5 protein-coding genes and 2 pseudogenes are annotated in these 17,244 nt (G+C 59.3%); 5 read left to right on the plus strand and 2 right to left on the minus strand.

Features of this window, described 5'->3' with window-relative positions:
• Positions 1-386 precede the first annotated feature (386 nt).
• Together K8U03_06980 and K8U03_06985 are read left to right on the plus strand one after the other, a co-directional pair.
• Positions 387-491, plus strand: a pseudogene (locus tag K8U03_06980) (transposase).
• A gap of 528 nt (positions 492-1,019) precedes the next feature.
• Positions 1,020-2,543, plus strand: a pseudogene (locus K8U03_06985) (hypothetical protein).
• Here the strand turns inward: K8U03_06985 and K8U03_06990 are convergent.
• Both K8U03_06990 and K8U03_06995 read right to left on the minus strand, forming a co-directional pair.
• Positions 2,518-4,557, minus strand: coding sequence for an acyltransferase (locus K8U03_06990; protein MCE9604634.1), 2,040 nt, complete (start codon positions 4,555-4,557; stop codon positions 2,518-2,520). The pseudogene K8U03_06985 and the gene K8U03_06990 overlap by 26 nt on opposite strands.
• A gap of 200 nt (positions 4,558-4,757) precedes the next feature.
• Complete coding sequence (locus tag K8U03_06995) at positions 4,758-7,343, minus strand: WD40 repeat domain-containing protein (protein ID MCE9604635.1); 2,586 nt, start codon at positions 7,341-7,343, stop codon at positions 4,758-4,760.
• A gap of 501 nt (positions 7,344-7,844) precedes the next feature.
• On the opposite strand from K8U03_06995, the gene K8U03_07000 reads away from it, so the two are divergent.
• From K8U03_07000 to K8U03_07010, 3 genes are all read left to right on the plus strand, one after another.
• Positions 7,845-8,468 carry a hypothetical protein gene (locus K8U03_07000; protein ID MCE9604636.1) on the plus strand — a complete coding sequence of 208 codons (624 nt, stop codon included), beginning with the start codon at positions 7,845-7,847 and terminating at the stop codon, positions 8,466-8,468.
• 256 nt (positions 8,469-8,724) lie between these two features.
• Positions 8,725-11,904 (plus strand): protein kinase, encoded by a 3,180-nt coding sequence (locus tag K8U03_07005; protein ID MCE9604637.1) that lies wholly within the window; start codon positions 8,725-8,727, stop codon positions 11,902-11,904.
• A gap of 96 nt (positions 11,905-12,000) precedes the next feature.
• Positions 12,001-17,046, plus strand: coding sequence for a hypothetical protein (locus tag K8U03_07010; GenBank protein ID MCE9604638.1), 5,046 nt, complete (start codon positions 12,001-12,003; stop codon positions 17,044-17,046).
• Positions 17,047-17,244 lie beyond the last annotated feature (198 nt).

Here is a 17,244-nt window from a genome sequence, read left to right on the forward strand (position 1 = left end):
GCGTCGGACAACTCTCGGGTTCCATCCTGGACCCCGCATCACAGCGGGATCGATTCGGCATCAGCGGACTCCTTTTCCACTGATACGAAGCCCGATCGAAGAGCGTTTAGCTAGCAACACGAAGTTTTGTAACTGCTTCTAATCTCTATGTTTGCAATCATTGTAAGTAATCCGGCGACGAAAAATGAAGATTTGCAAACTGCCGAGGCTACCCTGAAAGCGGTGTGATCTCTTTTTTTCCGCATATCGTAAGCAGAACGAGGTCGCCGATAGTTAAAAGAGAGTAACTGTACGTGTGGCAAACCGATGATGTGTGATCCCCGATGCCGCGGCGATATGCCGTCGGCACCGGGGACATGATTAACGGCACACGAGTCACTATCGAAGCCGAACTGCTCTTCCTGCCGCCGTACAGTCCCGACTTCAACCCGATCGAACAAGTCTTTGCGAAGTTCAAGTGGCTGATCCGCAGCGCCGAAGAACGCACCGTCGCAGGCTTCTGGCGTCGCTGCGGCGAACTCGTCAACCGCTTCAACAAATCCGAATGCCGAAACTACTTTCGACACTCAAGATACCGCTACACGTAAATGCGATGCGCTCTAGCTGGGGCTGCCGAGCGATTCTCAAGACATAAGCTTCTAGTCCATTACCGTGACGCGAAATCGACCGGATTTTATGACTCATCCTCCGGTTAATACGCGGTAGCTTTTACCACCACCTGTGCGCTGGTAGACTCTCCCGCTGTGTCGGGTGGCGACGCATTCGTGCCGGAGCATTCCATGCGGGCATCAAGGCCATGGCGCTCAGCGAGTCGTCGATGAGCTGCGCGATTGCCTCTTGCCGGGCATGAAACTCGATGTTGCGACGTCGGCGTTCTCGCTCCATGTGTTCGCGGCGCTGCGCGAGTTGCTGGAAAAGATTCAGTCATGTCGGCTCGTGTTACCGGGAAGCGCCGGAACCGACTTAGGACTGCTAGGCGGCGACGGTGACCGCCCTTTTCGAAACCGCCTACAGTCGGCATGGTTGACCCGCTCTTCACGAAGTTCGTCGTCGTCGTCCCATCGGTGGCGATCAAAGAAGGGGTCTATAAGTCGCTGCAGATCATGGAAGAGCACTTCCGGGCACTCTACGCCAACGTCCCCTTCGAGTATTTCCTCTACGACTCGGGCAAGCTCGGCCAAGTGAGGAACTTCGCCACGAGCCCGCATATCCAAGTCATGGTGGTCACGGTCGGAGCGATCAATAAGAAGGATGTGAACAACCTCTACAAGGAGACCGAGAAGACCGGCGGCGAAAAGCCGATCGACTTAATCCAAGCTACGTGCCCGATCTTGATCGTCGATGAGCCGCAAAGCGTCGACGGCGGCCTTGAAGGACAAGGGAAGGAAGCACTCGGCCGGATGAACCCGCTTTGCACGTTGCGCTACTCGGCGACGCCGCTGGGGATGGAGCAATCAACGGCACTCTGGGAGCATTTGCGAACGTCCGGTTACGTCAACACCGAGGGCAAGGTACAAGACTCGCTCAAGCAAGCGCTTAAAGACGGCAAGCTCGCGCTCCCCGCGGCGTTTCAATCTCAGCAGGTTCAGATCGAGGACATCTTACGCAAGCTCGCCGGCAAGCTGGAGATTAAGAACGCCGACGAGCGACGGATCTTGAAGACGCGCGAAGCGGTGCTCAACGGCGAAGAGTTCAAGGCTCTGTGGAACCGGATCAAGCACAAAACCTCGTACCGCGTGCTCTTCGACAACGAAGCGTTGATCGCGACATGCATCAAGGCGATTCAGGACGCTCCACCGATCACGAAGACGCGATTTCAGTGGCGGAAGGCCGACTTGGCGATCGGCCGCGCCGGCGTCGAAGCGACTGAAACATCGGCCTCGGCTCCCGTGGTGCTGGATGAAACCGAAATCGAGCTGCCGGACCTGTTGACCGATCTGCAAGACAAGACACAGCTCACCCGGCGGACGATCGCGCGCGCCTTGACCGAAAGCGGCCGGCTCGGCGACTTCAAACGGAATCCTCAGCAGTTCATCGAGCTGGCGTCGGAGGCGATCAACCGCGCGAAGCGCTTGGCGATCGTCGACGGCATCAAGTACGAATGACTCGGCGACGAGCAGTACTACGCCCAGGAGTTATTCGCGCAGGAGGAACTGACCGGCTAGCTGAAGAGCATGGTCCCGGTGGCGAAGTGCGTCTACGACCATGTCGTCTATCAGTCCGAAACCGAGCGGTCATTCGCTCAACAGTTGGAGAAGAACGAGGCGATCAAGGTCTACGCTAAGCTGCCGATTTGGTTCAAAGTGCCGACGCCGCTCGGGACGTACAATCCGGACTGGGCGGTGCTGATAGAGAAGGACGGCACCGAGCGACTCTACTTCGTCGTGGAGACGAAGAGCAGCCTGTTCGACGACGACCTCCGCGACCGCGAAGGGGCAAAGATCGAATGCGGAACTCAACACTTCAACTGCCTCGCAGCGGCCGGCACGGACAACCCGGCCAAGTTCAAGCGTGCGTCTAAGGTCGAGGATTTGTTTGCCTAGTGGGTTCCGATCGCTTGGGTGCGTCGCTTTTTGAAAGGTCGGTCGTGGCGAAGGAGCGTGCCGGGTCTCGGCCCAGGGGTTTCTGCGTTGCGTTAAGATCCTTATTTGCAATGCGACCGAGGACGCTTTCCACGACCTCTTTCAGCAGTCGCTCGGCACCGTAGTTCGACAGATGGTCGTCGTCGCAATAGAGCGATCGGCCGGTCTCGACGACCCGGGAGCGGCCCGCGTCGTCGAACATGTGGCGTGAGGTGTCGATGAGCTCCACGCGCAGCTTGTCGTAGGTCGGTAAGCGCGCGAATAGGCCACTCTCGGTCTTCGCTTGAAATTCGTATTGCTCCAATGAAACTCCGGATACTTCGGCGATTGCCGGAAACCGCGCCACGGAATAGATCTGCTGGTTGATTCCTTCGCCCGACGGCTGACGAGGAACTTGCCGGAACAGGAACAATCGTTCCACTCCCGCCGCTTCCAACGCCGAAAGGGTCGACGAGAGTTGCGCCGCGGATTCGTCGATTCGATCTGGCCTTTTATAATGATCCCATCGGCAAACGAGACAGACGTTCTTCACGCGTTCACGTTGGACGAGATCCAACAGCAAAGCGATTCTCTTTTTCGCCTCCTGATTGACATACCAAAGCCGGATGCTATTCCGCGCGATGATCGTGCCTCGTAGATTCCGTCGTTCAGCCACCTGATGAAACAATTCGGATAACGCCACGGCATGGCTGTCGCCGAACAGGATAAAGTCGAGCTTGGCCGAGGCATTATCCGGGCGACCGAGAAGCGGCAGCCCCTGTGTTCGCAATTCGTCGAGCGTCAGGTCGTAGCGAAAGTTCGTCGTCTCCAGATCCGAAACGAGCGGCCTCAGGTTTGCGGGGATTCTTTCCGGATACCCGCCTGAGATCCAAAAGAAAATCGAAACTCCGATCAGGACACATTGAACTAACAACACTCCCCCGAAAAACCTGCGCGACGAAGAAGCGAGAGTAGGATATCGAAATCGTTCTTCGACGAAACGCCACGACAGCACTCCGAGCACGAAGGAAATCAACAGCGTCAGCGCTTGCACACGCCAACCTTTAACTTCACCCAACAAGCAGACGGTATACGCCATGACGGGCCAATGCCACAGATAGAGGGAATAAGAGATTCGGCCGATAAACACGAGCGGCGCGAGCGAAAGGATACGGCCGACGGACGTCGAGCGCGGCAGGCTAAAGTAAATAAACGCCGCGGCACCGAACACCGGTAATGTCGCGGCCGATCCCGGCATAAGCGTGGTTTTATCGTAAAGGCATACGGCCGCGACGATCGCGAGAATGCCCGACCAAGCGACTATCTCTCCGACCACAGGCGGCAGGCGATTCGGCCTCGGCAATAGCGCGAGGTAACTCCCGATGAGTAGCTCCCAAGTCCTCGTCGGAAGCGAGTAGAACGCCGCGTTCGGATGGCCCGGCGTCAATAGAATACTGCCGACGAGCGACGCGCCGGCGGCCACGGCCGTCAACGGCAAGACCCACGCACGACCCCATCTCATCAACACCCAAAGCACGAGCGGAAACAAAAGATAAAACTGTTCCTCGACCGCCAGCGACCAAGTATGCAGGAGCGGTTTTTGCGAGGTGCTGTCGGCAAAGTAGCTTTCACCTTGCCAGAAATAAAAGTTCGCCGCGAGCAGTCCTTGCGCAACGGACGACTTTCCCAGTCGTACGAGCTTGGTAGGAATCAAAAGATAAAATCCGACCGCAAGTGAAACCGCGACCATGACGGCAAGCGCGGGAAAGATCCGCCGCGTACGTCGCTCCCAGAATCGGAGAAAGGAGAATTGACCGGCATCCAAGTCTTTCATGATCAAGCCGGTGATTAAGTATCCGGAGATCGTGAAAAAAACGTCGACTCCCGCAAATCCGCCCGGGCAGCCGATGTTGGCATGAAACAATAAGACGACGATGACCGACAACGCACGTAGGCCGTCGATCTCCGGACGATAGGAATGAGTCGGACTCGACATACGGACGGTCTCGGACAATTTTCCGTTATCTAGGTCAGTGCATCGTAACGAGCCGTAGGTTGAGACACGGAATATTTTGGACTCGAAAACCGCCGGAGCCGCTTTCGCTCGATCCGACACGCGACCGCACGACACGGCCCTTTCGCGTGTGACTCGATCCGAATGTATGCCGAGTCGGCCGGCGAAGGCCGTCGCCCGATCTATTTGTTCGGGCTCTGCACGGGAATTTTGTGCATCTCGGCAACGAACGCGTCGAGTCGATCGAGCGTCGCATCGTAGCGGTTGCGGCGGAGCCATGTTTCGTACGAGATGCGCACGGGCGCCGTCGGCAGCGGCTTGGTCCAGAGCATTCCATCGCCGCCGATCATGGCCGTCGCTTTCTTGTCTGCCGGGCGGGAGCGAAGTTGAATTTCCGCTTTGTTCTTCTCATACGTGATAAAGGTATAGTCGTCCGCGACGATTCCCGCTCCATCACGCTTCCATCCGAGCGCTTCCATCTGCTTGGCGAACAACTCGCCGAGTTTGGGAGGGGTCGTGTCGGCGACTTCGAATTCGATATTCTTGGCGTCGACATCGTACTTCACCGCCATCGCGCCGGCGGGGAGCGTGAAGTCGGCCGCCTGAAGGCCGGGCTCGCTTGTCTTATCAACCGGCTTCTCGGCCGGTGGTTGCAACTGCCAGGACGAACTCGCCGCGTCTCCCACGACCACGCGCGTGCCGCCGCCGGAGAGTTCGGCGAGGCGAAGGAAAAGGTCTTGCTGTCCGCGAACGTATGGGAGCCACGCCTTACCGTCCTTCGTGTGTCGCCCCGCCTCGCGCCGAAGCCATCCTTCGGCCGCCATGCGATTGTCGTAGAAGTCGATCGCATCCTGCAAGTTCATCTTCGTATTGACGACGCACTGCAAATCGGTCGAAGCATCGAACTCGATCCAGCCCGCGTCGGGAGGGAGCGGCAACGATTGGTTCGACACGTTCAGATTGGTTTGCACCGCCAACTCATTCGGCGAGTCGGCTGGGTTTTGGAGCGACACGGTCAGCACACTGCCCCCTTGCAACAGCTTGAGGGTTCGCGAACGCGGGTCTTCCGAACCGGAAGCCGCGAGGCGGGTATAGGCCGTCCAGCCGGCGGCGTGGAGTTGCTTGAGCAAGGTTGCCTCGGCGTCCGTCAGTGCGGTCTTCGTGCGATACATGCAGCTGGAGAACGATTCGTGAGTACCCTTCCAGTCGGACACCGGTAACTTGGGAAGCCACCGAGCGTCGTAGTTGCCCTCGAATTGCAACGAGACCTGCAACTCGCCGGCGGTACCGGTGCCGTAGTCCGCGGCCGACGCGAAGGAAACGTTTAGCCGACAACCGTCCTTGTCGAAAATGAGGCCAGGTGTCATCGGCGACGGCGGGGCTTCCGTCCAGCCGGCTTTCTCCAGGGCGTAGCGATAATAGAGTTCGGCGTCGGCTTGCGTGGCCGGTGCGACGTACGTGCTGAAGCCAAACTCATTCATCTTCGGCACCGCACCCGGCAGTCGCGGGAACGAACGGATGTCGATCACACGTTGCATTTGAGCGGGAGACATCGCTTGTTGCGCTCCGGCGACGGGCGTCGCTGGTGTCGGCAACACCATCGATTTCATACCGATCGCCGCAGCCGCATCGGCCGTGCCCCAAATACGCAACCGGCTCTCAGATGAGATGAGCAATCCGTTGCAATTCGGCAGCCACTCGAGCGCCGACGTTTGTTCGCCGTCGGCGTCGATCACTTGCACGAGCCGGCCAGCGGCCGTGTCCCAGATGCGTATTTCGGAGTTGTTCGCGTACGTGGCGATCCATTTGCCGTCGTGCGAAAAGGAGATGAGTTGCGCGCCGGCACCGCGCCAGCCCGAGCCCGTCGATTTGGAACTCTGGACGTCCCAGAACTGTAGCGTCGCATCGGCATCGCTGAAGGCCAACGATCGGCGATCGCTTGATAGGGCGAGCGCCGGACTCATCAGATGTTTCGTCGTCAGCGCGGTTTCCTTCGCGCCGGTCTCGACGTTCCAAATACCTGCTTCGCTTCCGGCGGCCGCTAACCGATCGTCGGAGAGGAATGCCAAGTGGTGGATCTTTTGTTTGTCCACCTTCAGGCTCTTCAACTGCTTGCCTTCCGGCAATTGCCAAAGATGGACGTCGCCCGAATAGCTCGTCGTGGCGAGGAGTCGCGAGTTGGGCGAGAGCGCCAACTCCGTGATGTATCCCTTGTGAGCTGGGATGGCGACAACTTCCTTCTGGTCGCTCAGCGTCCAGATACGAACTGTTCCTTTTTCATCGCCGGCTACCAGCCATTTGCCATCGGCCGAGATCGCCGCCGCACGGATGGGGCGCTCGACTTCGTCGGGCTTGTACTTGGTCAACAAATCAACCGTGGGCTGAGCGTCTTGCGTGTTCCAAAGCGTGAGCTTCGAGCCGCCGAGCGCAAACTGTTTTCCATCCGGGCTCACCGCTAAGCATTGCACTGCCGGATCATCGAAGCCGTCGTTGCAGGCCAGTAACTGCAGCGGCACGTATGCAGGAACGTCCCATTTTGCGATCTGCTCGGGCGACGGTTTTGCTGGGGGCTTGGGAGCGATGGCGACCGAGAGACTTGCCGTGCCTGCCTGCGAAACATCGGCTCGCTCCGAAGCCGCGACTTGCTGCGGGCTATCGGGCTGTGAATCGGCAGAGGGCCCCGAATTGGAAGCAGGCTCGGAACCGCATCCACAGACGAGCGGGATGATCAGGAAAAGAAGCCGGTGGAGTTCACGAGGAAGACGCATGGGTACGCTCTTGTTCTCGAAGGTGAGACGATACCGATTCGGCCGAATCAGCTGCGTCACTGTTATACACGAGATAAGGCATTTCATCACATCGCTTCGATGTTCCACGATGGTTCGCAGCTTCTCACGGCGCGGTTTCACAAGACCGTTGAGGTCGCCGACCGTGTGGTAAAGGTCTGAGAATAGGCTGTCAATCGTGCCGCGATCAGGACAGGAATTTAGAACTTCGGATCACGACCATCGCATTTGGAGAGCTGAGTCGCGGCGTAAGATCGTCGTCGAAATGTGTTGTGGAATCCCCCGATACGAGATTGATTTTCGTTTATCGACGAGCGATCCTAAGGATAATAGAACTTATTCGAGATATAACCTGAGGCGAATACTCGACTGACAAGACCTTCATTAATAGGCGGGCCCGTGATTCATCCTCTTCGGCTTCTCGTTATCGGCTGCATCGTATCGATTGCGGCGCAAGCGTCGGCGGGCGATCGTTACTTCATTATGATTTTCGGGTCCGAGTCGGTGCCGAAGCGTGCCCGCTACACGCACACTTGGGCGACGATCGTCAAAGCGACTGCCGAACCGGGCGACAAAGAAAGCTATTCGTTGGAGAGTCAGACGATCTCCTGGATGCCGGCCAACTTGGTCATTCGGCCGCTGGCGCTGCGCGCCGAGTGCGGAGTGAATCTCAGCTTGCCGGCCACGTTCCACGATAGCTTCTGCAAAGGAGAATGCGTCGCCATGTGGGGGCCGTACGAGTTGGAACCCGATCGCGGCCCGATGATCTACGAACGAGTTCGTCATCAGATCGCCCGCTTAAATAGCGGCTGCGTTCTTTATAAGTGCATCGATCCCGATCACGGGCCTCGTTCGACGTACATCGCCGATTGCATTCACGCCGTGACCGATCTCGATCGCCATCTGCCGCGGCCGGCTTACAACGAGTTTCAAAACAACGGCATGGACGCGAGTCGGCGCGTGGCACTGATTATGGCCTCGCGCCACCGTTTCGATCCGAGCATCACACACGAATGGATCGCCGAAGCGATGCAAGTCGGCAAGTGCGTCCAACGGCGCACGATCCCGGCTTGTGCAACGGCCTGCACACCGGCCTGCGGTAAATAGGCGAACCCTCAGCCCACACTTTGCGGGATTCCATTCTTTTAGAACGGCTGGAACGAGGATCGTCGCAGCAGATTCGACTTGCAATCATCTTCCCCCATTTCAACGAGCCGCGAACCACCCGCAAGTGTTGAATCAGTATTTCTCGATGATATACTCATTTCCGCGCAAAGCGTCGGGCGAGCGATCGGCCCATATCTCCGATTAGGAGCAAGCCTCAACTAGAAGAGCTCGACACTCGGCGCGGCAACGAGCATCTATGGTTAACCCTAATGTCGAAAAGATCACCGTCGGGCAATTTCTAGCCCTGCTGACGACGTGCAATCTATTGTCGCCGGATGAACTGATTCCCCTCCATGCCGCATGGCCTGCGGCTCGTCATGCGGACGACGCAGGGGGCTTGGCACGCGAACTGGTTCAGCAAGGAAAGCTGACCAAATACCAGGCCGCGGCGCTCTACCAAAACAAGCCCAAGGGGCTCGGGATCGGCGAGTATGTATTTACGGAGCGACTAGGAAGTGGTGGGGCGGGAGCGGTTTACTTGGCCCGTCATCGCCGGACCGGCGAAACCTCGGCGGTGAAAGTGCTGTTGAGCACGAAACGTTCCTCCGACGCCTTGACTCGTTTCCGTCGCGAAGCGGAAACGGCACTCCGGCTCAATCACCCGGGGATCGTGCGAGCGCTCGATGCAGGGGAGTCGGAAGGCCAGCATTTCATTGCGATGGAATACATCGACGGCATGGACCTGTCGACGTACGTCAAGAAGCAGGGGCCCTTGCCGCTCGAACAAGCGGTGTCGTGCGTCGTGCAGGCGGCGCGGGCCCTGGCTTATGCCCATGAGCAAGGGATCGTGCATCGCGATGTGAAGCCGGCCAACTTGATGCTCAGCCCCGATGGAACCGTGAAGTTACTTGACCTCGGGCTGGCGCGCTTCGACGATCCATCCGCACTAGGCGACTCGCCGGCCGACGAAGGTTTGACGCAAACCGGGCAGGTCATGGGAACCGTCGATTACATGGCGCCGGAGCAGGCGTTGCACACGCGTCTGGCCGATGCGCGGGCCGACGTCTACGGACTCGGCTGCACATTCTATCGATTGGTCACCGGAAACATTCCGTTCGACGGCGACTCCGTGGTCGCCAAGATTTTGGCGCATCGCGATTCTCCGATTCCGTATCTTCGGGCGTTCAATTCGCAGATACCGGCGGCGGTCGATTCGGTGTTGCAGCAGATGTTGGCGAAGCATCCCGACAGTCGCTATCAGACGATGAACAAACTCGCGGAGGATTTAGAGCGGAGTTTAACGGCCGCCCCTTGGCAACCGTCGACGATTCCGGCGGCGTTTGCGTTGCCGCTGCCTCAAGTCTCGCGACAGTCCGATGCGCAATCGCTCACTTTTAATTTCGGTCCCGGAGGGCATGCCGATGCGGCTTCTGCACTTAGTCCTGTGCAGCGGAATAAATCGATCGCGAGTTATGTGGTCGGAGCGGCGATTGTTGCCGTGCTGTTGGCAGTGGGAATCGCCTGGAACGGCCGAGGCCCGGCAGAGATACCAGCGGACGTGACCGAAACGGCATTGGCTCTGCCTCTTCGGGCGGCGGTGCCGACGCCCTCGGCTTCGCCGACGTCTTTGATTGCACCGAAGCCCTCAGCGACAGTTGTTCTCTCGTCAACGCCGACACCGCCGGCGCCCAATCGCATTACTAGCGTTGCGCCGACCTCTACGACGATCGAACCGAAAGGAACTCCGTCCGTAAAGCCGACTTCAAGCATGATCGCGACAGCGCAGCCGCTAGCTTCGACGCCGATCCCGTCGCCGACCGTTGCCTCTTCGATCGCGCCTCCGATGTCGACTGCTTCCAGCACTGCTCCGCCCAAGACATCCGTCGTCGTCGCTGCACCGATCGGCACTCCTTCGGTGGGCAACACCGCTCAGCCGCTCAAGCCGAACACACCGACCGCACCTCAGGCCGACGGCTGGATCGATTTGCTTGATTGGGCGACGGGCGTCGATTGGTCACCGCGAGGCATCGATTGGAACGACAACTTAGAATCGCCCGTCACTAAACAGGGGTTGGTGCTAAAAACCAAAGAGTACAATCGTTTTCCATTGCCGGCCATCATCGACGGCGAATACGACATGGAAGTCGAGTTCACCCGGCATGCCGGAAGAGAGTCGGTAAGCGTCTTTTTTCCCGTCGGCATTCATAACATGCATTTCTTCATGGGTGGATACACCGGACGAACAGGAGGGGTCGACTGGATCGACGGCAAGCTGGCTAATGACGGCAACCCCACGACAAAAAAGCCCGCGCCGATCTCCAACGGCGTGCGGCATCGCGTGAAGATCCGAGTCCGTCGCTATGGTGACGAAGCCGCCTTCAACATCGACTGGGACGACACGCAAGATTTCATCACTTGGCGTGGGCCGTACGACGACCTGACTTGCCACGAAGGGGGCGGATTCAAGCTCACAACCGTTCGCCGCCCTTGGCTTGCCAATTGGAACAATCGGACGACTTTCCATACGGCACGCATACGGATGGTTTCGGGCGAGTGTCGTCGCGATTTCCCGACCGAGGCCGATCGGCAGCGAGATACGCAAGCAGGGTTCACACGCTTGGTCGATCTCAATGCCAACGGGCCGACCGTGGGTTGGGGGAAGTTTTTGGTCAACCAAGTTCCTTTAGAACTCGGGCCGACGCTGTGTGAGCGTTGTTGGCCGTTGGTTTCGCTTCAACCCTCGGTATGCGCCAACTATTACGCGGCCCATGCTCCGTCGCGGCTGAAGTGCCGCGTCCCGAAAGGTGCGAAGAGTTTTTCCGTCGCCGGGTATAACCACGCCAGTCGCACCGTTAAATATTCCGCTTACGTCGATGGCAATCTAGTTGCCGAAAGCGGCGTCACCGACATCGCCAAGTTTTCGTTTCTCATCCCACCCAAATCGTCTTTATTGGAGTTGGTGATCGACTCCGACGGAGATCTCGCATTCGACCACTCGTACTGGTGCAATCCTCTGTTCGTCAGTGCTACGGGGGTGAAACTGCCGTTTGATGTGACATCGAACTCCGTCGGTGCGGGAAAGTTCCAAAGCAATCAGATCATCGAGAAATGGGCATCGCCGCCTTTGGAGCCGGACGATGCCGTCCCCTGCGACGAGTTCTTATTCGCTCATGCCAAATCGTCGGTGAGTTATGCCATTCCGCCCGGCAACAAACGTTTCACCGCGATTGCGTATTGCGCTCGCACGACGTCGGTAACTTATGAAGTCTGGGCCGATGATCGGCAGCTTTTTAAGAGTCCTCACAACTTGGGAATCATTCCGATCAATGTGCTATTGCCTCCGAACGCTAAGACGATCGAGTTGAGAGTTCTGGAAGGCCGCGACGTCAACTTCGATCTCAGCATGTGGTGCTACCCTCGCCTGTACCGTAAATGACGCGGTCATGCCGATCGTCGTGCCCGAAGGGGACATTGAATTAGGTCAACGATCAAAAAGAATCTCAACGTAGTAGACCATGGGAAGAGCATATTGATGAGAATTAGCGGACGAGGCGTTTCGGTGTTGGTCGCCTGTTGCGTAATTGTGAACGCCGGTGCTGAAGCCGAGACTTCCGCTACGCCTGCGACCATCTCTCTCGCGATGCAGCAGACGGACATTGACGTTGAGCAATGCCGTGCGTTTGCCGGCGGGCGCGACCTTGGGCCGGCCTCGAGCGCGACCCTCGCGGCGTTGCTCGGGTTGGCGGAGCCGAGCAAGGTGGCCGAATGGACTACCGGGCCGCAGGGCCAAGAAGTGCGGCACTTTCGCTTGGCTTTTCGTCGCCCGATTGCGTTAGGCACGCTTTGCTCCAACGCGCCGACGGTAAGCATCTTGCGCAGCGATGCCGAGTATCCCGGCGACGTGACGCGCGAAGAGTTGTGGCAATCGCTGGACGGGGGACCGGTGTTTCCGCTTTCGGCCGCGACGCCGGTTCGCGCGGTGCGATTGACCTACAAGGTCCACAACTTGCCGTGGGAAACGATCGAGCGGTCGACCATTTGCGATCCTGTTCGGTTGCTCGCGGGTCGGTACTGGAGTCCCGAGTCGTTGGGTGGGCAGGCACGCAATAAGTTGAAGCCTGCAACCGACAAGAAAGGGCCCAAAGATCCGGGCGAGCAATGGATCGGCTACTGGCCGGTCGAGCGCGTCGTCGCCGGTGTCGTCTTGTTCGCGCCTGCACCGGACAAGCCGGCCTATTGGTCGTTGCGGCCTGAGAGTTCGACGCATCCACGGTTGGCCGAGCCGTCGGAATGGCAACCATTAACGACGGCGACTTCGTCGGACACGGGCATCGTCACCTTCGCAAATGCAAGCCCATCGTTGGCGATTCGCGCGACGGGAAAACTTCCGACCGCGAGCAAGCCTTGGCTCGCTTCGCTGGTGTCGCTTTCGGACGGTGAGCAACCGCCGCGTTCGTTTCAACCGCCGGCGGCTTACAACGTGCGTTATCAATTGCCGCTCGCCGGCTTCGTGGCCGCGAGAGTGAGCGATGCCGAAGGGCGACACGTTCGCCGGCTCATTGCCGAGGTGCCGCGCAACCAAGGCGAGGTGCTGGAGCCTTGGGATCTGACCGACGATGCCGGCCGCACCGTTCAACCGGGTAACTACTCGATCACCGGCGTCGTGCGACCGCCGTTGAAGCTGACGCACGAGATGACGGTCTACAATTCCGGATCGCCACCTTGGAACGCACCGGTGCGCGGCGGCGGAGGCTGGATGGCCGATCATTCGCCGCCGGTCGCTTGCTGCGCAGTGGGAGATCGGATGTTTTTCAGCGCGATGGGAGCCGAATTCGGCTACGCGTTGATCGCCACCGACTTAAGCGGCGCGAAAGTTTGGTCCGATCATCAAGGAGCACACCGCCTCGTAAGCGACGGGCGAGCCGCCTATGCCGTGAACAACGACGAAGTCGTGCGGATCGATCCGCACCAAGATTTCGCCAAGCAGGTAATTCACAAGTTTCAGTACGATGATCGAACGCCCGGCCACACCGACACCGGGTACATCATCGCCGACTATAGCGGTGCCGCCGCTCGCGACGGTTTGTTGTGCGTCAGTTATCGCTCAACGCCGGCCGCTTGGGTGCGATCGGCCATTCGAGGCGACGAGATCGATCTCAAACAGATCACGCCGCCGATCTATCCGCGCAAGGTCCACGACACGGCCCTCAATCCGCTCGAAGAGGTGTACTCGACGTTCCAAGCCACGACCAGTTCGACTCAGGCGCATTTCGGCAACGCGCCGACCAAAGGTCCGCTGGCGAATACGCTCGTGCTGCCGTTTAAAACCGAAGTGCCGCTGGGAAGCATCGTCGTTTCCGATGCGTCGGTCGAAGTCTGGGCGTTGAAAAACGGCAAGACTTTGCCGAAGGCGTTTCAACCCACGGAAGCGACGCTCGATGTCCCCGCTTTAGCGAAAAAGAAAAAGACCGACGGGTTCGACGACATCTTGGGAGACATGCAGACGCGATTCGATCCGGAAACGTGGATTCGCTTAAAGACGACGGCGAAGACCGGTGCCGGGCTAGCGATCGTGCCCGAGAATATCGCGACGCGGGCCGTGGTATTCACCAGCCCGACTCTCACGCGGCTCGATTACGGCATGTTGCTCGATCGTCGCTACGACAATGTCGCCGCGAAGGGCCGGCTGGTCGTAGGAGAAGGGAAGGCCGGCGCCGACGGTAGTTGGAAGTTCGAGCGAGATGCGTCGCGTCCGATTTCGCTAGCCGATCCGGCATCGGCCTCGCTCGTTTGGGACCAACCGCAGGGGCTTCGCGGTTGCGTATTGACGCGCCCGCTTGAATGGAGCGGGTTGGCAATCGACGTTTGGACCGGCCCTGTCGATCGGTCGATCGACGCGCAAGCCCTGGCCGATGATGCCCAGTGGCGCGAAGTGCATCGTCATCGCCAAACGCGTAACCATGTGAAATTCAACTGGCATACGAATCGCCTCGTGGTCGCCGACTTCGGTGAACTCGTATCGACCCGAGCGCTGCGGGTCCGGTTTATCGAAGCACCGCAAGGGGCAGGGGCTCCGACACGGTCGTTCATCAGCGGCGGCTTCGAGTCGCTGATTGCGCTCGCACCGGCGACCGGCAACTCCGTGACGGCCGCCGACCTCGCCGAGCGAGTGACCGTGCTCACGTTGCCGCGCACTCCGGGAGAACAAGCAAAGCTGCTCGGACACTTGCCGCTCACCGGTGCGGGTGCGCTGGCGTTCGATCGCGTCGGCACGCTCTACGCAGCCTGCAGCCAGGGGATCGTGCGCCTGCGCGATATCGATCGCCTCCCCGCGCTGCCGAGGCTCGAGGTGGTCGTTCCGACGGATCGGGCTGGGAACCCGCGAGCGCTGGCGTTTCGTGCCGACGGCAAGCTCTGCGCGATCGATCGGAAGACCAAGCAGGTGCGCGTCTTCGATGTGACTACCGGCTTGCAGGTTGAGGAGTTCGGTGGTGCGCCGCCGTCGCTAGGAACCTGGGATCCCGGCAAGCTGATCGAGCCCGTCGCCTTGGCATTCGACGCGGCTAACAAGCTGTGGATCGTCGAGCAGCAGTTTCAGCCCAAGCGAATCAGCCGTTGGACGGACAAAGGACGGTTCGAGCAGGAGTTCCTCGGGCCCACGCACTACGGCGGCGGCGGCATGATGGATCCGGGCGACCGGACCGTCGTCAATCATTTAGGGATGAAGTTTCGCATCGACTACGGAGCGCGCACTTGGAAACTGGAAAGCCGTCTCGCTCCTTACGGCGGCGGCAACTATCTGCCCGACCGCGTCGCGTATGTCGAACGGAACCGTTATCTGATCGGCGATCGACCGGTGGTGACGCCGTTCGGCGATCCCGGGCCGACGTCGGTCGTCTGTCGCGAGATGCAGGGGGTGGCCGTGCCGATCGTGGCCGCCGGGGTGATCGGCGATTGGGCCGAACTTGCGCGCAACGTCGAAGTTCAAAAGAAAGTACGCGACGTCGACGGCACAAAGACCGGCTTCATCTGGGTCGATCACAATTCCGACGCGTTAGTGCAAGCCGACGAAGTGCAATTGCTCGTCGGCCCTAAGGTGACGCGCGCGCCGTACATCGGCGACGACCTGTCGCTCAACTTCTCGACCGGTAGCCAAGGCTTCCGCATCCGCGCAAGTTCGATTCGGAGCGACGGTACGCCGCTCTACGACGGCCTAGCGCGCGAAGAACTCGCGGAGTTGAGCGGCGCGGCGATGGTCACGGGACGAGGCGATACGTTCATTCTCGGTCACAAGATGCTCGGGCCTGACGGTAAGTTGTTGTGGACTTATCCGGACAACTACATGAGCGTGCAGCGATCTTATCAAACCCCTTGGGGCTTCTACGACCGGCCGCCCGGTGTGTTGGCGGGAGGCTTCGGAACCATCGGACACTTCGACATCGCCGGCGAAACACTGTTCTGCGTCGGCGGCAACAACGGCGACTATTACGCTTTCACGCGCGACGGCTTGCTCGCGGCGACGATCGTCGGCGGGCCGACCGGCTATGGGAAACGATTCTTCTCGATCCCCGACTACGTGCCGGGCCGAACCGATCTCAGTGATCTGCGCAAAACGGTCGAAGACTTTCACGGCCACGTCACGCGCGCCGAAGACGGCAACGTCTACGCGATCGCCGGGAAGAACCACGTCACGGTCATGCGCGTCGACGGCTTGGAAAAGCTGCAACGCTTTTCAAGCTCATGCGTCGTTACCGGCGACGACCTCGTGCAAGTCTCGAAATGTGTGCAAGCGAAGGCCCGCGTCGAGCGGTTTCTGTCCAGCGAAGGACCGAAGATTTGCACGGTTCCCATGCTCGCGAAGCCCCCGGTGATCGACGGCGACGTCCTTTCCGATTGGCCGGGAGTCGAGATGACGACGATCCGCGAAGTGCGCAGTCCTGAGGGGAAGGAAGTCGGTCATTGGAAGGCGAAGCTCGGCTTCGATGCCGAGAACCTTTACGTCGCGGTTTCGTCCGTCGACCACAGCCCGCTCGCCAATCGAGGCGCTGATCGCAAAACGCTGTTCCAGTCGGGCGATACATTCGATCTGCATTTGGGTCTCGATCCCGAGGCCGATCCTGCACGCACCGAGGCGGCGCAAGGAGACATTCGCTTGGTGATGACTGCGCTCGGCGACGAAGCGGTCTGCATGCTATATCGCTACCGCGCGAACAAACCGGTTGGGGAACCGACCGTGTTTCGGTCACCCGTCGGAGAGATCACGATCGACGAAGTGCGCGCGATGAGTGAAGCGAAAACGGCATTCTCGCGCTTGGCGCAGAATTGGACTTTTGAGGCGGCGATCCCGTGGAGGGCGTTGGGAAGGCCGGCTCCCGTCAAAGGTCTGAGCTTACGCGGCGACTTGGGGGTCACCGAATCGGACTCGCAAGGAATCACGACGATCGCCCGTCACTATTGGGCGAATCATAGCCAAGTGAGCCTGAGCGATTTACCCTCGGAAGCGCGCGTGCTTCCCGCGCTTTGGGGCGAATTTCGTTTTGAACCCGCGGCCGGCGTCGACAGTCTGTTGGATAAATAAGAATTGGGTGAGTGAATTTGAGAGCCCCCTCGGCTCCGCAATGGGTGGATCCGGCGGCGACCTCGTCGCCGGGGAACGCCTAAAACCGGCAATTACCGTGTCCCTTGCCCGTAAACAGGCTATCATAGAGCCCACTACTTTACGGGGGCCCGTCATGGCGTTGTCGGTCGATCAATTCGGGAAGTCGCTGATTGCCTC

Source organism: Planctomycetia bacterium, assembly GCA_021413845.1.
Lineage (GTDB): Bacteria > Planctomycetota > Planctomycetia > Pirellulales > PNKZ01 > PNKZ01.